Genomic DNA, 16,334 nt, shown 5'->3' on the forward strand with positions numbered 1-16,334 from the left:
ATGAGCCAGGCGGCACAGAACCTCAACTGGTTGATCACGAATTTCGTGGACAACACCCCAGGGGTGTCCCACACCGTCGTCGTGTCCGCCGACGGACTCCTTCTGGCGATGTCGGAGGGCTTCCCGCGCGACCGCGCCGACCAGCTCGCGGCCGTCGCCTCGGGGCTGACCTCGCTGACCGCCGGCGCGTCCCGGATCTTCGAGGGCGGCAGCGTGGCACAGACGGTCGTGGAGATGGAGCGCGGATTCCTCTTCCTCATGTCCGTCTCGGACGGCTCGTCCCTGGCCGTCCTCGCCCACCCGGAGTGCGACATCGGCCTCGTCGGCTACGAGATGGCGCTCCTGGTCGACCGCGCGGGGGCGGTACTCACGCCCGACCTGCGCGCTGAACTGCAAGGAAGTCTGCTCCACTGAACGGCCCCGGCACCACCCGTGTTACCAAATCACCGTCCGGCCGCCACAATCCCCCCACCGGCCTCGTCAGACGGCACGACTGACCAACCTGCTGTCCCGCCCGGAGGATTCATGACCCCGCCCACCGCCTCTCATGATCCGTACGCGGAGCCGTACGAGGACGAGGGCGACCAGCCGCTGGTACGTCCGTACGCGATGACCGGCGGCCGGACCAGGCCGCGCTATCAGCTCGCCATCGAGGCGCTGATCAGCACGACGGCCGACCCGGCAGCGCTCATGGGGCTGCTTCCCGAGCACCAGCGCATCTGCCATCTGTGCCGCGAGGTGAAGTCGGTGGCCGAGGTGTCGGCCCTGCTGGCGATGCCTCTCGGCGTGGCCCGGATCCTCGTCGCGGACCTCGCGGAGGCCGGGCTGGTCGCCATTCACCAGCCTGGTGGCGACGAGAACAACGGCGGTGCACCGGACGTGACACTGCTCGAAAGGGTGCTCAGTGGACTTCGAAAGCTCTGACGGAGGCCGGGCGACCACCTCCGCGAAGATCGTGGTGGCCGGCGGCTTCGGCGTCGGCAAGACCACGTTCGTGGGCGCCGTCTCCGAGATCAACCCCCTGCGCACGGAGGCCGTGATGACCTCCGCCAGCGCCGGGATCGACGACCTCACACACGCCGGGGGCAAGACGACCACCACGGTCGCCATGGACTTCGGCCGCATCACGCTCGACCAGGACCTGATCCTGTACCTGTTCGGCACGCCCGGTCAGGACCGTTTCTGGTTCATGTGGGACGACCTGGTCCGCGGCGCCATCGGCGCCGTGGTGCTGGTGGACACGCGGCGGCTGGCCGACTGCTTCCCCGCGGTGGACTACTTCGAGAACTCGGGTCTGCCGTTCGTCGTCGCGCTCAACGGCTTCGACGGCCAGCAGCCGTACAACCCGGACGAGGTCCGCGAGGCACTGCAGATCGGGCCGGACACCCCGATCATCACGACCGACGCGCGGCACCGCGCCGACGCGAAGAGTGCGCTGATCACGCTGGTGGAGCACGCGCTGATGGCACGGCTGCGGTAGGTCCACAGACGGTCACAGCCAAGTCGGCAGGGTTCTACGGCACTTGTCGTAGGCGTAACGGAGCCGACTGTGTCCTTTGACACGGTCGGCTCCGCCGTTCATAACGTTTCGGCAGAGGAATCGGGTGGTATCAACACGCGACGCGGTCAACTGGTCTCACTGTGCGCACGGACGCCCCGTCTTTTGACGGGCCTCGCTCTTTATGACCGTTTTACGCGCGGCTTACATCACGTGTAACCCTCGCGTTCCACTGTTTGGAAGAGCGCTGGTCGCCGTGCTGGAATGCCAGAACTGCCCAATGGTCAAAGACGTACTCAGCAGTAGCGCGTACTCCATGACGAACTGGGCTCTGAGACACAGCGGCACGACGTATGTGCCGACCGCCGAGAGGTTGTTGGTCGAGTGAGGCGAAGCAAGAACAGTCCCGAGCCATCGGCCCGGGGCAACTTCACCCCGCCGCCGCGCGCAGCGGCGCCCGCCCCCGAGCCCGCTGCGGAACCCAAGGCCGTGCCCGCCTCGAGCGGAGGCCGCATCTCCCCGCGCAACTGGCGGGTGACCACCCGGCTGAACGCGATCCTGCTCATACCCGTGCTGGTCGGCCTCGTCATGGGCGGCTTCCAGGTGAAGGGCTCGATCGACACCTGGCAGGACGCCGAGGACGCCGAGAGCACCGCACGCCTGGTGCAGGCCTCCCTCGGTTACGCGGGCGCCCTCTACAACGAGCGCGACGTCACCGCCGCCCCGCTGCTGCAGGGCAAGGGCCAGGAGGACGCCGCCGTCGCCGAGGCACGCCGGGCGACCGACGAGGCGGCCGACGCGTTCGACGAGGCCGCCCAGGGCATGCCGGGCAAGGACGGACTCGAGCGCCGGCTGAAGGTGTTCCGCGAGCAGGAGCCCAAGCTCCAGACGCTGCGCGTGGCCGCGTACACCTCCAACCTCAAGGGCGTGGAGACCGAGGAGGGCTACACCGGCATCGCCCACCCCCTGATGGAGTTCGCCAACGAGCTCGGCCTGGGCACCGGCAACATCACCTCCTACGGCCGTACCGTCTACGCGATCTCCCTGACCAAGGCGGCGCTCTCCCTGGAGCGCTCCATCGGCATGCACATGCTGATCAAGCCGGGCCCGGACCCCAGCCACCTCGCCAGCCAGCGCGTCGCGCTCTCCTCGTACGCCTACCTGGAGCGCATCGCCCTCGAGGAGTACATCGGCGGCGGTACCGAGGCGGACGCGCAGAAGCTCGAGGACGCCCAGGCGCGGCTCAAGACGGACGGGGCGGCCATGGCCAAGGCGGCCAAGGCCAAGGACCCGGACTACGTGCCGCCGCCGGCCAACCCGACCACCATGGTCTCGGAGCTGGCCCGGCTTGACTCCACCGACACCAGTGCGCGGGCCGACCTGGCCGAGCAGGGCATCACCCCGGACAACTGGTGGGCGGTCAACACCCTCAAGTTCGACGCGTACGGCAAGATCGAGTCGGACCTCGCGGACAGGGCGGTGTCCGAGGCGTCCACGATCGCCGACGACGCCGAGCGGGACGCCTACATCACGGGTGCCGCGGTCGTGATCGCGCTGCTCGCCGCGTTCATCCTGGCCGGCATGGTGGCCCGCCAGATGAGCCGCTCCATGCGCCAGCTGCGCAACGCCGCCTTCGGCATCGCCGAGCAGCGCCTGCCGATGCTGGTCGACCAGCTCTCCCGCACCGACCCCGGCCGGGTCGACACCCGGGTCCAGCCGATTCCGATCACCACGACCGACGAGATCGGCGAAGTCGCCCGCGCCTTCGACCAGGTGCACCGCGAGGCCGTCCGGCTCGCCTCCGAGCAGGCTCTGCTGCGGGGCAACATCAACGCGATCTTCACCAACCTCTCGCGCCGCAACCAGTCGCTGATCGAGGGCCAGCTGAGCCTGATCACCGACCTGGAGAACAACGAGGCCGAACCCGACCAGCTGGAGAACCTCTTCCGGCTGGACCACCTGGCCACCCGTATGCGCCGCAACGGCGAGAACCTCCTGGTCCTCGCCGGCGAGGAGCCCGGCCGCCGCTGGGACCAGCCGGTCCCGCTGGTCGACGTGCTGCGCGCCGCCTCCTCCGAGGTGGAGCAGTACGAGCGCATCGAGCTGTCCGGCGTGCCGGAGGCCGAGATCCACGGCCGGGCCGTGACCGACCTCGTGCACCTGCTCGCCGAGCTGCTGGAGAACGCCACCACGTTCTCCTCCCCGCAGACCAAGGTCCGCGTCACCGCGACCCGTCTGCCCGACGGCCGTGTGATGGTCGAGATCCACGACAAGGGCATCGGCCTGACCGCCGAGGACTTCGCGGACATCAACCACAAGCTGGCCAACCCGCCGACCGTGGACGCCGCGATCTCGCAGCGCATGGGCCTGTTCGTGGTCGGCCGGCTGTCCGACCGGCACGGCATCCGCGTCCAGCTGCGCCCCTCCGGCGAGCAGGCGGGCACCACGTCGCTGGTCATGCTCCCGGACGCCATCACCCACGGTGGCGGCGGCGAACAGCAGGCGCGCGACGAGTTCACCGTCTCGCAGATCATCCCGGAGCAGGACTTCCAGGGCGGCGAGAGCTTCGGTCAGGTCGGTCAGCCCATGCGGACCGCCGCCGAGCTGGGCTTCGACGACAGCCGGTACTCCGAGGTCCCCGACGACATACGCGAGCTCGACCCGGTCGGCCGCTCGCTGATGCGCGAGGGGCGCCGCGCGGCCCTGGAGGCGCAGACGCACCCCGAGCTGTCCGGTCCCGCGGAGCGCGGCCCCGAGAACACCGAGGCGTCCGGCTTCCAGGACCAGTTCACGGGGCAGCAGCCGGGGTTCGACCAGGGCCGGGGCGGCTACCCGGAGCAGCAGAACGGCGCGTACGACCCGCAGTCGGCGTACCCGGACCAGCAGCAGTCGTACCAGGAACCGCAGCAGCAGTCGTACGGCGAGCAGTACTACGCGCCGAACGGCGGTCTGCCGCAGAACGGCGGCTACCCGGCCGACGGCGGCTACCCGGACCCCTCCTTCGCGGAGGCGGGCCAGGACGAGCACCGGCCGGCGGGCTCCGGCGCCCAGGAGGCCTACCCGGCCTTCGAACAGCGGCGCTACCAGGACGACTGGCCCCAGCAGGACGGTCACCGGAACGGCTATCCGGACCAGTACCCCGCGGGTGCCCCGGCTCCGGAATCCGCGCAGGCCGCTGACGTGAACGGTGCGGACCGCGTAGGCTTCGACCGTCCGGGTCCGGCCCCCTCCGCCGCCCACGAGATGACCGACGCCGGTCTTCCCCGCCGCGGTTCGGCCGCGAGCGGCACCGGCGACGCGGGGCACGTGGCCCAGGAGACGCCGGCCACCGCGCCGGGGGCGGGCGGCGAGGACAACTGGCGGTCGGCGAACGACGACCGCTGGCAGCAGGCCTCGGCGCTGCGCAAGCCCAAGGCGGGCGGGGTGACCTCCTCGGGCCTGCCGCGACGGGTACCCAAGGCCAACCTGGTCGAGGGCGCCGCCGAAACCACTCCACAGGGAGGCCCCCAGGTCTCCCGCGCCCCGGAGGACGTCCGGGGCAGGCTGAGCAACCTGCGCCGCGGCGTCGAGCGAGGCCGCAGCGCAGGCAGTGAAACGAACGGCCAGGACACAAGGAATGAACACCGTGGTCCTGACAGCACCTACAACCAGGAGCGTTAGTGTGAGCCCGATGAGCCAGGCGGCGCAGAACCTGAACTGGTTGATCACCAACTTCGTGGAGAACACCCCGGGGGTGTCCCACACGGTGGTGGTCTCCGCCGACGGACTCCTTCTGGCGATGTCCGAAGGGTTCCCGCGCGACCGTGCCGACCAGCTCGCGGCCGTCGCCTCCGGTCTGACCTCGCTGACCGCCGGTGCCTCGCGCATCTTCGAGGGCGGCAGCGTGAACCAGACAGTTGTGGAGATGGAGCGGGGATTCCTCTTCATCATGTCCATCTCCGACGGCTCGTCCCTCGCGGTTCTCGCACACCCGGAGGCGGACATCGGTCTCATTGGGTACGAGATGGCACTTCTGGTGGACCGTGCGGGCACGGTCCTGACGCCCGATCTGCGGGCCGAGCTCCAGGGGAGCCTTCTCAACTAAAGGACAGACGGTGCGTTTTGACGTCCCGTGGCCGTAAAGTTTCGGGACGCGGCTTCCCAGTGTTGGATGCCAGGCACAGTCGGAGGAGGAAAAAGTGGCAACACCCCCAGGCGGTCCGTCTTCGGGCAACTGGTCGTACGGCCCTGGCCAGGGTCAGAACGACGGCTCGGCGAACGGATACGGCTACCCCTCCGTGCCGGACCACCCGCAGCCGTACGCGCCGCAGGGCCCCGGCCCTTCGCCGTACGACCAGCCGCAGGCTCCGCGCATCCAGCCCGTGCAGCCGCAACGCCGCACCCCTGAGCCGGCGCCCGCAGGGGCGTCGAACAACCCCCTGGTGCGCCCGTACGCCATGACGGGCGGTCGCACCAGGCCTCGGTACCAGCTCGCCATCGAGGCACTGGTACACACCACCGCGCAGCCGCACCAGATGCAGGGCCAGCTGCCCGAGCATCAGCGGATCTGCAACCTCTGCCGGGAGATCAAGTCGGTGGCCGAGATCTCGGCCCTCCTGACGATCCCTCTCGGCGTGGCCAGGATCCTCGTCGCCGACTTGGCGGAGGCGGGCCTGGTCGCCATCCATCAGCCCGGCGGCGACGAGAACGCCGGCGGCCAGCCAGACGTGACACTGCTCGAAAGGGTGCTCAGTGGACTTCGCAAGCTCTAGCGGAGGGCCTTCCCGCTCCACCACTTCCGCGAAGATCGTGGTGGCGGGCGGATTCGGCGTGGGCAAGACGACGTTCGTCGGCGCCGTCTCGGAGATCAACCCGCTGCGCACCGAGGCCGTGATGACATCCGCGTCCGCGGGCATCGACGACCTCACCCACACGGGGGACAAGACGACCACGACGGTCGCCATGGACTTCGGCCGTATCACGCTCGACCAGGACCTGATCCTGTACCTCTTCGGTACGCCCGGTCAGGACCGCTTCTGGTTCATGTGGGACGACCTGGTCCGCGGCGCCATCGGCGCGATCGTGCTGGTCGACACGAGGCGGCTCGCCGACTGCTTCCCCGCCGTGGACTACTTCGAGAACTCGGGCCTGCCGTTCGTCATCGCCCTCAACGGCTTCGACGGCCAGCAGCCGTACAACCCGGACGAGGTCCGCGAGGCGCTGCAGATCGGGCCGGACACCCCGATCATCACGACGGACGCGCGGCACCGCGCCGACGCGAAGTCCGCGCTGATCACTCTCGTGGAGCACGCGCTGATGGCGCGGTTGCGCTAACCGCGCCGGGTTGCGCGACGCCCCCTGCGGCCACTGGGCTGCGGGGGGCTGTTTCGTTGCCGGGTGCGGGCGGCGTGCGGCTGGTCGCGCCCAGGCGGCGGAGCCGCACATCGACACGGCCCCGCGCCCCTGGGTGCGCTGCCCAGCCGTCAGCTCATGCGTAGAGGCCCCCTCCTGGGCAGGAGGGGGCCTCTACGTGTACGGGTCAGGTCAGCGCCAGCTGTGCGGGGCGCGGAAGCCCGGCTCGCGCTCCAGGCGGCGCCAGCCGGCGCGGACGCGGCCGCCGCCGTGGCTGGGGGCGATCTCGGCGGGGCGGGCGGCGGCGCGGGCCAGGAGGAGGGCCGTGATGGCGGCGACTTCCTCGGGCTCGGCGTGGCCCTTCTCGACGCGGATGTCGGGAGTGGACATGGAGGGGGCTCCTCGGGTCACTGCGGCGGGTTGCCGTGCTTGCGGGAGGGCAGGTCGGCGTGCTTGGTGTGGAGCATCGCCAGGGACTTGATGAGCACCTCGCGGGTCTCGGCGGGGTCGATGACGTCGTCGACCAGGCCGCGTTCGGCCGCGTAGTAGGGGTGCATCAGCTCGGCCTTGTACTCCTTGACCATGCGGGCCCGCATGGCCTCGGGGTCCTCGGCCTCGGCGATCTGACGGCGGAAGATGACGTTGGCGGCACCCTCGGCGCCCATCACGGCGATCTCGTTCGTCGGCCAGGCGTAGGTGAGGTCGGCGCCGATGGACTGGCTGTCCATCACGATGTAAGCACCTCCGTACGCCTTGCGCAGGATGAGCGAGATGCGCGGCACGGTCGCGTTGCAGTAGGCGTAGAGCAACTTGGCGCCGTGGCGGATGATTCCGCCGTGCTCCTGGTCGACGCCCGGCAGGAAGCCGGGTACGTCCAGGAGGGTGATGATCGGGATGTTGAAGGCGTCGCACATCTGCACGAACCGCGCGGCCTTCTCGCTGGCCTCGATGTCCAGGACGCCGGCCAGGGACTGCGGCTGGTTGGCGACGATGCCGACGACCTGTCCGTCGAGGCGGGCCAGGGCGCAGATGATGTTGCGGGCCCAGCGCTCGTGGACCTCCAGGTACTCGCCGTCGTCGACGAGCTCCTCGATGACCTTGGTCATGTCGTACGGGCGGTTGCCGTCCGCCGGGACCAGGTCGAGGAGGGTGTCGCCGCGTCGGTCGGCGGGGTCGGCGCACTCGGTGCGGGGCGGGTTCTCCCGGTTGTTCTGCGGGAGGAGGGAGAGGAGGTAGCGCACCTCGGCGAGGCACGTCTCCTCGTCGTCGTACGCGAAGTGGCAGACGCCGCTGGTCTCGGCGTGGACGTCGGCGCCGCCCAGGCCGTTCTGCGTGATCTCCTCGCCGGTGACCGCCTTGACCACGTCCGGACCGGTGATGAACATCTGCGAGGTGTCGCGGACCATGAACACGAAGTCGGTGAGGGCGGGGCTGTAGGCCGCGCCGCCCGCGCACGGGCCGAGCATCACGCTGATCTGCGGGATGACCCCGGACGCCTTGGTGTTGCGCTGGAAGATGCCGCCGTAGCCGGCGAGGGCGCTGACGCCCTCCTGGATGCGGGCGCCGGCGCCGTCGTTGAGGGAGACCAGCGGGGCACCGGCCGCGATGGCCATGTCCATGATCTTGTGGATCTTCGTGGCGTGGGCCTCGCCCAGTGCGCCGCCGAAGATCCGGAAGTCGTGCGCGTAGACGAAGACCGTGCGGCCCTCGACCGTGCCCCAGCCGGTGATGACGCCGTCGGTGTACGGCTTCTTGGTCTCCAGGCCGAATCCGGTCGCCCGGTGCCGGCGCAGTTGCTCGACCTCGCGGAAGGAGCCCGGGTCCAGGAGGAGTTCGATCCGCTCCCGCGCCGTCAGCTTGCCCTTGGCGTGCTGCGCCGCCGTCGCCTTCTCGCTCGGTCCGGCCAGTGCCTGGGCACGGATCTCGTGCAGTTCGGCCACTCGCCCGCGCGCGTCCGTCGGCTCACCCGGCGCCTCATCCAAAACGGTCATGTAGCGACTGTACGAAGCCGACCAAGGATTGCCAGCCGTCGACTCCGTACAGTCTCCGACGTGTTTTCCTGGTAGCACTGAACAGAACCCCTATGCCATGCAGGCATTTCGACTGCTCAGGGGGCCTCATGCTTGTAGGGGTCGCACAAAGTCTTCAGCTGAGAGTCACCTCACATTCGTGGGTGGTACATACCACCCCTGGAGTGACGCGGAGGTGCGGTCGGCGGCCCGTCGCGCGGATCTCGACCGTCCCGCCGGCCCGTGCCGCGGTTCGCACCGGTCGGTCCCGGAGGACCTCTACGGGCTCGCGGGTGCGCGGTGGTCCGCTCACGCAGAGGGTAGCGGTACGGCCCCTTCGGTGGATCAGCACACCGGCCCCCGCCGTCGTGGTGAGCGGGCCCGCCGTGCCCGCCTGCCAGAAGTTCGCGGCGGTGCGGCCGAGTGGGGGAACCTCTGCCGCCCGGCACCGGTCGTCGTCGGCGAGGACCGTGAACCCGCGGGGGCCGGCATGAGGGCGTGGGCGTGGACGCAGACGGCGCCGGCCGGGTCCGTGCCGTGGTCCGGGCAGAGGGTCTGTCAGGAGGTCCCGCCCGCGGCGCTTCCCCGACGCGGGGTCCGCCAGGCGGCGGTACGGCCGCTGCGGGTGACGGTCCGCCGGGTTACGAAGGGGAGGCCCGACCGCCGTTCCGGTACACCTCCGTTCCGGTGCGTCCCGATCCGCGACGAGGTGACCATGCGCCTGCTGCTCGTCCATCCCAGCGCCCTGCTGTACTCCGAGATCTTCCTGCGCCTGGAACCCCTCGGCCTCGAACGGGTGGCGGGCGCGGCCCGCGAGGCGGGGCACGAGGTCCGGGTCGTGGACCTCCAGGTGCTGGACCGGGCGACCCTGCGGGACGAGGTGCGGTCGTTCCGGCCACAGGCCCTCGGCGTCTCGCTGAACTACCTGGCGAACATCCCGGAGGCGATCGACCTGGCGGCGAAGGTGAAGCGCGAGGTGCCGGGCTGCTTCGTCTTCTTCGGCGGGCACAGCGTCTCCTTCGTCGCCGAGGACGTGCTGGAGCAGGCGGCCGGCGCGGTGGACGCGGTGGTCCGGGGCGAGGGTGAACCGGTGATGGCGCCGCTGCTGGAGGCGGTGCGCGACGGCGGGGTGGACGGCGTCCCCGGGGTCGTCACCGCCGCCGGGCGGGGGCCCGCGCCCCTGATGATGCACGGCATCGACTCCCCGCTCCCGGCCCGCGACCTGATGCGCAACCGGCGCCGCTACTTCATCGGCGAGCTGGACCCGTGCGCCTCCATCGAGTTCACCCGCGGCTGCCCCTGGGACTGCTCGTTCTGTTCCGCGTGGACGTTCTACGGCCGCAGCTACCGCAAGGCCTCCCCCGAGGCGGCGGCCGAGGACCTGGCGAGGATCCGCGAGCCCAACGTGTTCATCGTGGACGACGTGGCCTTCATCCGGCCCGAGCACGGCAACGCCATCGCCGCCGAGGTGGAGCGGCGCGGCATCCGCAAGCAGTACTACCTGGAGACCCGCAGCGACGTGCTGCTGCGCCACCCCGAGGTCTTCGAGCGGTGGGCGCGGCTCGGCCTGCGCTACATGTTCCTGGGCATGGAGGCCATCGATGCCGAGGGCCTGGACCTGTTCCGCAAGCGGATCAGCCCGGACGAGAACTTCCGGGCCCTGGAGGCGGCCCGGCGCATGGGCATCCAGGTCGCGATCAACCTTATCGTGGACCCGTCCTGGGACGAGGAGCGCTTCCGGGTCGTCCGGGAGTTCGCGCTGTCGGTGCCGGAGATCGTCCACTTCACGGTGATGACGCCGTATCCGGGGACGGAGATCTGGCACACCGAGTCGCGCCGCCTCACCACCCGCGACTACCGCCTCTTCGACATCCAGCACGCCGTGGTGCCGACCACGCTGCCGCTGGAGCGCTTCTACGAGGAGCTGGTGCGCACCCAGGCCGTGATCAACCGCAAGCACCTGGGTCTGCGGACGGCGTTCGGCGCGGCCCGGATCCTCGGCCGGAACCTGCTGCGCGGGCAGACGAACTTCGCCCGCATGCTGTGGAAGTTCAACCAGGTCTACAACCCGCGCCGCCAGTTCGCGGACCACAGCATGCCCGTGCGGTACGAACTTCCGCTGCCCCGGCCGGTCGACGTCGGTGACCGGCGGCAGTTGTACGTCCACACGCGGCCGGCACCGCAGGCTTCGCCGCCACGCCGTGCGTAACCGTTGAAGGGTGAACGGAATAGGTCTACAGTCGTAACCGTTGGACTGGTTGAACATTCAACATCACGACTCGACCTTTCCCGGAGGGCCCCATGACCACCACCGCCGACCTCGCCACCCTGACCGGCGAGTACACGATCGACCCCGCCCACACGACGATCGGCTTCACCGCGCGCCACGCCATGGTCACCAACGTCAAGGGCAAGTTCCTCGACTTCAGCGGAACACTCCACCTGGACGGCACCGACCCGACCCGTTCCACGGCGTCCCTCGACATCACGATGGACAGCATCGACACGGGCTCCGCCGACCGTGACGGCCACCTCAAGAGCGCGGACTTCTTCAAGACGGACGAGTTCCCGCGGATGACCTTCCGGTCCACCGGGGCGGAGGCCCTCGGCGGCGACGACTACCGCATCACCGGTGACCTCACGATCCTCGGCACCACCAGGCCGCTCACCATCGACCTCGAGTTCAACGGCGCCGCCAAGGACCCCTTCGGCAACGAGCGCGTCGGCTTCGAGGGCAAGGCCGAGATCAAGCGCTCCGAGTGGGGACTCACCTGGAACGCGGCGCTGGAGACCGGGGGCGTGCTCGTCTCCGACAAGATCAAGCTGAACTTCGACATCTCCGCGATCAAGCAGGCATGACGCCGCGCGCTCCCTCGGGAGCGGCGAAGTCCACGCCGACGGCGGCCCGGACCCGGATACTCCGGCCGGGCCGGCCGAGCGTCCGGTGGACCGCGTCGTACCGGGCGATCGAGCGGTGCCGGTTTTCTCGGTCGTGTTCCCCGCCGAATCGCGTTAGCCTGCCCTCCGTGAACAGTCCCGAAGCTTCCAGACTCCGGCCACCGGCTCTCCGGTGGCTGTTCGTGATGTCGGGCTGAGGGGCGCGCTCCGCGCGTACCCGGAGTCGTCGTTGTCGTGACCGCCGCCGGACTGCCGTCCGCCGTGTCATGTTCGCCATCGACTTCGGGGTGCGGAGTTTCTTCATGCCGTTCGCAATCCTTCTGCTGGGCCTTGCCGTGTTCGCCCAGGGAACGTCCGAGTTCATGCTGTCCGGGCTGGTGCCGGACATCGCGAGGGACCTGCAGGTCACCGTCCCGGCGGCGGGGGCGCTGACCTCCGCCTTCGCGGTGGGGATGGTCGTCGGGGCGCCGCTGATGGCGGCGCTGGGACGGCGGTGGTCGCGGCGGGGTGCCCTGCTGGGCTTCCTCTGCGTCTTTCTCGCCGTCCATGTCGTCGGTGCCGTCACCGACAGTTTCGGAGTGCTGCTCGCCACCCGGGTGGTCGGGGCCCTCGCCAACGCCGGGTTCCTGGCCGTCGCCCTGGTGACCGCCACGGGCATGGTCGGGCCGGAGGCCAAGGGGCGGGCCACGTCCACGCTGCTGGGCGGGGTCACGCTGGCCTGCGTGATCGGGGTGCCCGCCGGGGCGCTGCTCGGGCAGGTGTGGGGCTGGCGCTCGGCGTTCTGGGCGGTGGCCCTGCTGACGGTGCCGGCCGTGGTGGCGGTGGCCCGGTCCGTTCCGGGCGGCGCCGCGGACACCACGCGTCCGCCGCTGCGGGGCGAGCTGGCGGCACTGCGCGGCCCTCGCCTCCTGGTCACGCTGCTGCTGGGTGCCCTGGTCAACGGAGCCACCTTCTGTACGTTCACCTATCTCGCGCCGCTGGCCACCGAGGTCGGCGGGCTCGACGACGCGTGGGTGCCCGGGGTGCTGGCGTTGTTCGGGGCGGGGTCGTTCGTCGGGGTGAGTACGGGCGGGCGGTTCGCCGACCGGCGCCCGGTGCTGGTGGTGACGGCGGGCGGGGCCGCGCTGGGCGCCGGGTGGTGCGTGCTGGCGCTCGGTGCCGGAGACCCGGTCCTGCTGCTCGGGCTCGTGTTCCTGCTGGGCGCCCTGGCCTTCGGGGTCGGTTCCACGCTGATCTCCCAGGTGCTGTACGCGGCACCGGACGCCCCCACGCTGGCCGGGGGCTTCGCGACGGCCGCGTTCAACGTGGGGGCGGCGTTGGGGCCGTGGGCCGGGGGCGCGGCGATCGGCGCGGGGTTCGGATACCGGTCCCCGGTGTGGGTCAGCGCGGGGCTCGTCGCGTCCGCCGCCGTCGTTCTCGCCCTCACGGCGTCGGCTGCCCGTTCCGGACGGACGGCGTACCGGACGACGACGCCGGTCTGATCCCCGGAGCCGTCCGTCGGCGGGGCGCCGGCGGAGGCGCCGCACGGCCACCCGGTCAGAAGCCTCCGCCGAAGTCCCCTCCGCCGCCGAAGCCGCCGCCACCGCCGAAGTCTCCGCCGCCGAAGCCGCCCCCGAAGTCGCCGGGGTCGAAGTCGGCGCCGGAGACGTCGCCGCCCTCGTGGCCGCCGAAGTCGCCGTAACCGGCACCGTAACCGGCTCCGTAGGCGGGGCCCGCCATCATGCTGCCCAGCATGGTGCCGACCAGCAGGCCGGGCAGGATGCCGCCGCCGAAGTAGCCGCCGGCCCAGGGGCCGTAGGCCGGGCCCGCGTCCCAGTAGGGGCGGCGGCCGTACTCGGTGTCCACCTCGCGGATCATCGGGTCCCGTCCGTCGGAGAGGCGGGTCCGGTCGGCGGCGCAGACCGGGACCTGGCGGGTGGCGCCGCCCGGCGGGGTCCAGGTGACGTCGGCGACCGACGGGCCGTGGCGCGGGTCGAAGAAGCAGGGCGGGCGGCGTTCGGGCAGGGCCCTGCCCTCGCGGCGGGCCGAGAGTTGCGCCAGCGAGAAACGGCCGTCCTCCAGGGCCTGGGTCACGGCGCGGACGTCCTCCGGTCCACGGGCGTCCGCCATGAACGTCTTGGCCTGCTCGTAGGCGTCGAGGGCGTGTGCGTAGTCGGTGCGCATCGCGTCGTCGGCGCGCGGTTCCGCAGGGTGGAAGTCCAGGCGGTCGAGTTCCTCGCCGAACGCCGTGATGTCCTCGTCGACCACGACCCGCAGCCTCTCCAGTGCCTCCCGCTGCTCCTCCTCCCGGCGGCGCCGGTTGCGCCGGGAGAGCGCGTAGACGCCCGCACCGCCGGCGGCCACGACCGCACCGGCGGTGATCAGGGCACCGGTCGGCACGGAGGCGTCGCCCGCGTCCCAGGACGAGGGTCCGGAGCCGCGCACGCTGCGCAGCGCGTCGTCGACGAAGTCGTTCAGCTGGGCCTTGGCGTCGCCCGCGCCCTGCACGGCCGTGACCAGGTTGTTCACGCCCTGGCGGCTCAGCACGCTGCTGTCGGCGCGCGCGTCGAAGCGGTCGCCGAGGCGGACGCCGTACAGGCCGGTGACTCCGGTCTCGGTGCGGAGGTTCTGGAACAGGTTCTGGGTCGGGTAGTCCGCCGGGAGGACCGCCACGAAGACGGGTTCGTCCGAGTCCTCGATCTTGTCGGCGAGGGCCTCCGCGTCCGCCGACGACAGCAGGTCGGAGGCGGCCGGGTCCACGTACACGGGACTCTCGCGCAGGGCGGCGCCGATCTCGGAGACGTCGGTGGCCGCCTGCGCCCCGGACGCGCCGGGCGCACCGGCCATCAGCACCGCCAGCGCGGCGACGACCGGCGCGACCAGGAGGCGTATGAGGACTCGAACACGTATGTCCGCCATACGTTCGAAAATACCCGAATCACCCTCAATAAGACATCGGTGCGGGCGGGGAAAACCGGCAGAACCGGCTCACCCGGCGGGCGTGACCCCCGCCCGCAGCAGCCCGTACGTGTACGCGTCCTGCAGGGCCTGCCAGGAGGCGGCGATGACGTTCTCCGCGACGCCCACCGTGGACCACTCCCCCGTCCCGTCGCTCGTGGAGATGAGGACCCTCGTCGTGGACTGGGTGCCGTGCACGCCCTCCAGGATGCGGACCTTGTAGTCGACGAGGTCGAGCTTGGCCAGCTCCGGGTAGATCTTCTCCAGGGCGACGCGCAGGGCGCGGTCCAGGGCGTTGACCGGGCCGTTGCCCTCCGCCGTGGCGACGATGCGCTCCCCCTTGGCCCACAGCTTGACCGTGGCCTCGTTGGCGTGGGTGCCGTCGGGCCGGTCCTCGGCGATGGAGCGCCAGGACTCGACGTCGAAGTACTTGAGGGGGCTGCCCTCGGCCTCCGCGCGCAGCAGGAGCTCGAAGCTCGCGTCGGCGGCCTCGTACGTGTAGCCCGCCAGCTCGCGTTCCTTCACGCGCTCGACGACCCGGCCGACCAGTTCGCGGTCGCCGCCCAGGTCGATGCCGAGTTCCTTGCCCTTGAGCTCGATGGAGGCGCGGCCGGCCATGTCGGAGACCAGCATCCGCATGGTGTTGCCGACCAGCTCGGGGTCGATGTGCTGGTACAGGTCCGGGTCGACCTTGATGGCGGAGGCGTGCAGGCCGGCCTTGTGGGCGAAGGCGGAGACGCCGACGTAGGGCTGGTGGGTGGAGGGGGTGAGGTTGACGACCTCGGCGATGGCGTGGGAGATGCGGGTCATCTCGCGGAGCCGGCCCTCGGGCAGGACCTGCTTGCCGTACTTCAGCTCCAGGGCGGCCACGACCGGGAACAGGTTGGCGTTGCCGACGCGCTCGCCGTAGCCGTTCGCCGTGCACTGGACGTGGGTCGCGCCCGCGTCGACCGCGGCGAGGGTGTTGGCGACGGCGCAGCCGGTGTCGTCCTGGGCGTGGATGCCGAGCCGGGCGCCGGTGTCGGCCAGCACGGTGGCGACCACGGCCTGGATCTGCGCCGGGAGCATGCCGCCGTTGGTGTCGCAGAGGATGACGACGTCGGCGCCCGCTTCCGAGGCGGCGCGGACGACGGCCTTGGCGTACTCGGGGTTGGCGCGGTAGCCGTCGAAGAAGTGCTCGCAGTCGACGAAGACCCGGCGGCCCTGTGCGACGAGGTGGGAGACGGTGTCCCGCACCATCGCCAGGTTCTCGTCGAGCGTGGTGCGCAGGGCGAGCTCGACGTGCCGGTCGTGGGACTTGGCGACCAGGGTGATCACCTCGGCGCCGGACTCCAGCAGTGCCCTGACCTGGTGGTCCTCGGCGGCGGTGGCGCCCGCGCGGCGCGTGGAGCCGAAGGCGACCAGCTGGGCGTGCTGGAAGTCGATCTCCTCGCGGGCACGGGCGAAGAACTCGGTGTCCCGCGGGTTGGCGCCGGGCCAGCCGCCCTCGATGAAGCCCACCCCGAAGTCGTCCAGGTGCCGTGCGATGGCCAGCTTGTCCGCGACCGTGAGGTTGATGCCCTCGCGCTGCGCGCCGTCGCGCAGGGTGGTGTCGAAGACGTGGAACGAATCGTCGAGTTCGCTGGTTGCGGTCATGATCTGAAGGCTCCTGTAGGGGATCT

At 70.8% G+C, this 16,334-nt stretch carries 15 protein-coding genes; 10 read left to right on the plus strand and 5 right to left on the minus strand.

The window, feature by feature from the left end:
- The 7 genes from ACZ7G3_RS24755 to ACZ7G3_RS24785 all read left to right on the plus strand — a co-directional run bounded on the left by ACZ7G3_RS24755 (position 1) and on the right by ACZ7G3_RS24785 (position 6,811).
- The gene (locus ACZ7G3_RS24755) at positions 1–414 is read left to right on the plus strand and encodes a roadblock/LC7 domain-containing protein (RefSeq protein ID WP_003993189.1); all 414 of its coding nucleotides are present in this window, start codon (positions 1–3) and stop codon (positions 412–414) included.
- Between the two features lie 111 nt (positions 415–525).
- Positions 526–924, plus strand: coding sequence for a DUF742 domain-containing protein (locus tag ACZ7G3_RS24760; RefSeq protein ID WP_003973454.1), 399 nt, complete (start codon positions 526–528; stop codon positions 922–924).
- Positions 905–1,480 carry a GTP-binding protein gene (locus ACZ7G3_RS24765; RefSeq protein ID WP_426522086.1) on the plus strand — a complete coding sequence of 192 codons (576 nt, stop codon included), beginning with the start codon at positions 905–907 and terminating at the stop codon, positions 1,478–1,480. Before ACZ7G3_RS24760 ends, ACZ7G3_RS24765 begins: the two co-directional genes overlap by 20 nt.
- Before the next feature lie 402 nt (positions 1,481–1,882).
- A complete protein-coding gene (locus ACZ7G3_RS24770) occupies positions 1,883–5,158 on the plus strand; it encodes a nitrate- and nitrite sensing domain-containing protein (protein WP_470928283.1) in 3,276 nt (1,091 codons plus the stop codon).
- A gap of 10 nt (positions 5,159–5,168) precedes the next feature.
- Positions 5,169–5,582: a roadblock/LC7 domain-containing protein gene (locus ACZ7G3_RS24775; RefSeq protein WP_055421938.1), complete on the plus strand. Its 414-nt coding sequence runs from the start codon at positions 5,169–5,171 to the stop codon at positions 5,580–5,582.
- Positions 5,583–5,676: 94 nt separating this feature from the next.
- Positions 5,677–6,249, plus strand: a complete 573-nt coding sequence (locus tag ACZ7G3_RS24780) for a DUF742 domain-containing protein (protein ID WP_470928284.1) — start codon at positions 5,677–5,679, stop codon at positions 6,247–6,249.
- Entirely contained in the window at positions 6,230–6,811 is a 582-nt protein-coding gene (locus tag ACZ7G3_RS24785) for a GTP-binding protein (protein WP_009314218.1), read from the plus strand. The genes ACZ7G3_RS24780 and ACZ7G3_RS24785 overlap by 20 nt, the downstream gene beginning before the upstream one ends.
- A 210-nt stretch (positions 6,812–7,021) precedes the next feature.
- On the opposite strand, the gene ACZ7G3_RS24790 is transcribed toward ACZ7G3_RS24785, so the two are convergent.
- From ACZ7G3_RS24790 to ACZ7G3_RS24800, 3 genes are all read right to left on the minus strand, one after another.
- Positions 7,022–7,219 (minus strand): acyl-CoA carboxylase epsilon subunit, encoded by a 198-nt coding sequence (locus ACZ7G3_RS24790; RefSeq protein ID WP_426600220.1) that lies wholly within the window; start codon positions 7,217–7,219, stop codon positions 7,022–7,024.
- 17 nt (positions 7,220–7,236) lie between these two features.
- A complete protein-coding gene (locus ACZ7G3_RS24795) occupies positions 7,237–8,820 on the minus strand; it encodes an acyl-CoA carboxylase subunit beta (protein ID WP_426600221.1) in 1,584 nt (527 codons plus the stop codon).
- Between the two features lie 154 nt (positions 8,821–8,974).
- On the minus strand, positions 8,975–9,574 hold the full coding sequence (locus ACZ7G3_RS24800) for a polysaccharide lyase beta-sandwich domain-containing protein (protein WP_470928285.1): 600 nt from the start codon (positions 9,572–9,574) through the stop codon (positions 8,975–8,977).
- Here ACZ7G3_RS24800 and hpnR point away from each other — a divergent pair.
- From hpnR to ACZ7G3_RS24815, 3 genes are all read left to right on the plus strand, one after another.
- Positions 9,554–11,047, plus strand: coding sequence for a hopanoid C-3 methylase HpnR (gene hpnR, locus ACZ7G3_RS24805; protein WP_470928286.1), 1,494 nt, complete (start codon positions 9,554–9,556; stop codon positions 11,045–11,047). The two genes, ACZ7G3_RS24800 and hpnR, sit on opposite strands and share 21 nt — an antisense overlap.
- A gap of 92 nt (positions 11,048–11,139) precedes the next feature.
- Positions 11,140–11,697, plus strand: coding sequence for a YceI family protein (locus ACZ7G3_RS24810; protein ID WP_426600224.1), 558 nt, complete (start codon positions 11,140–11,142; stop codon positions 11,695–11,697).
- A 341-nt stretch (positions 11,698–12,038) separates the two neighbouring features.
- A complete protein-coding gene (locus tag ACZ7G3_RS24815; RefSeq protein ID WP_470928287.1) occupies positions 12,039–13,217 on the plus strand; it encodes a Cmx/CmrA family chloramphenicol efflux MFS transporter in 1,179 nt (392 codons plus the stop codon).
- 55 nt (positions 13,218–13,272) lie between these two features.
- Here the strand turns inward: ACZ7G3_RS24815 and ACZ7G3_RS24820 are convergent, their stop codons facing one another.
- Both ACZ7G3_RS24820 and cimA read right to left on the minus strand, forming a co-directional pair.
- On the minus strand, positions 13,273–14,634 hold the full coding sequence (locus ACZ7G3_RS24820; RefSeq protein ID WP_470928288.1) for a hypothetical protein: 1,362 nt from the start codon (positions 14,632–14,634) through the stop codon (positions 13,273–13,275).
- Between the two features lie 69 nt (positions 14,635–14,703).
- Entirely contained in the window at positions 14,704–16,308 is a 1,605-nt protein-coding gene (cimA, locus tag ACZ7G3_RS24825) for a citramalate synthase (RefSeq protein ID WP_426600227.1), read from the minus strand.
- Positions 16,309–16,334 lie beyond the last annotated feature (26 nt).

It is taken from the genome of Streptomyces sp. NPDC037271 (assembly GCF_055603605.1).

What these genes read in the sequence shown, in the direction of transcription:
- ACZ7G3_RS24800 (WP_470928285.1), bottom strand. Translation starts at nt 9,574, where the DNA reads ATGGACGAGCAGCAGGCGCATGGTCACCTCGTCGCGGATCGGGACGCA.
- ACZ7G3_RS24795 (WP_426600221.1), bottom strand. Translation starts at nt 8,820, where the DNA reads ATGACCGTTTTGGATGAGGCGCCGGGTGAGCCGACGGACGCGCGCGGG.
- ACZ7G3_RS24790 (WP_426600220.1), bottom strand. Translation starts at nt 7,219, where the DNA reads ATGTCCACTCCCGACATCCGCGTCGAGAAGGGCCACGCCGAGCCCGAG.
- ACZ7G3_RS24760 (WP_003973454.1), top strand. Translation starts at nt 526, where the DNA reads ATGACCCCGCCCACCGCCTCTCATGATCCGTACGCGGAGCCGTACGAG.
- ACZ7G3_RS24820 (WP_470928288.1), bottom strand. Translation starts at nt 14,634, where the DNA reads ATGGCGGACATACGTGTTCGAGTCCTCATACGCCTCCTGGTCGCGCCG.
- hpnR (WP_470928286.1), top strand. Translation starts at nt 9,554, where the DNA reads ATGCGCCTGCTGCTCGTCCATCCCAGCGCCCTGCTGTACTCCGAGATC.
- ACZ7G3_RS24815 (WP_470928287.1), top strand. Translation starts at nt 12,039, where the DNA reads ATGCCGTTCGCAATCCTTCTGCTGGGCCTTGCCGTGTTCGCCCAGGGA.
- cimA (WP_426600227.1), bottom strand. Translation starts at nt 16,308, where the DNA reads ATGACCGCAACCAGCGAACTCGACGATTCGTTCCACGTCTTCGACACC.
- ACZ7G3_RS24775 (WP_055421938.1), top strand. Translation starts at nt 5,169, where the DNA reads ATGAGCCAGGCGGCGCAGAACCTGAACTGGTTGATCACCAACTTCGTG.
- ACZ7G3_RS24755 (WP_003993189.1), top strand. Translation starts at nt 1, where the DNA reads ATGAGCCAGGCGGCACAGAACCTCAACTGGTTGATCACGAATTTCGTG.
- ACZ7G3_RS24810 (WP_426600224.1), top strand. Translation starts at nt 11,140, where the DNA reads ATGACCACCACCGCCGACCTCGCCACCCTGACCGGCGAGTACACGATC.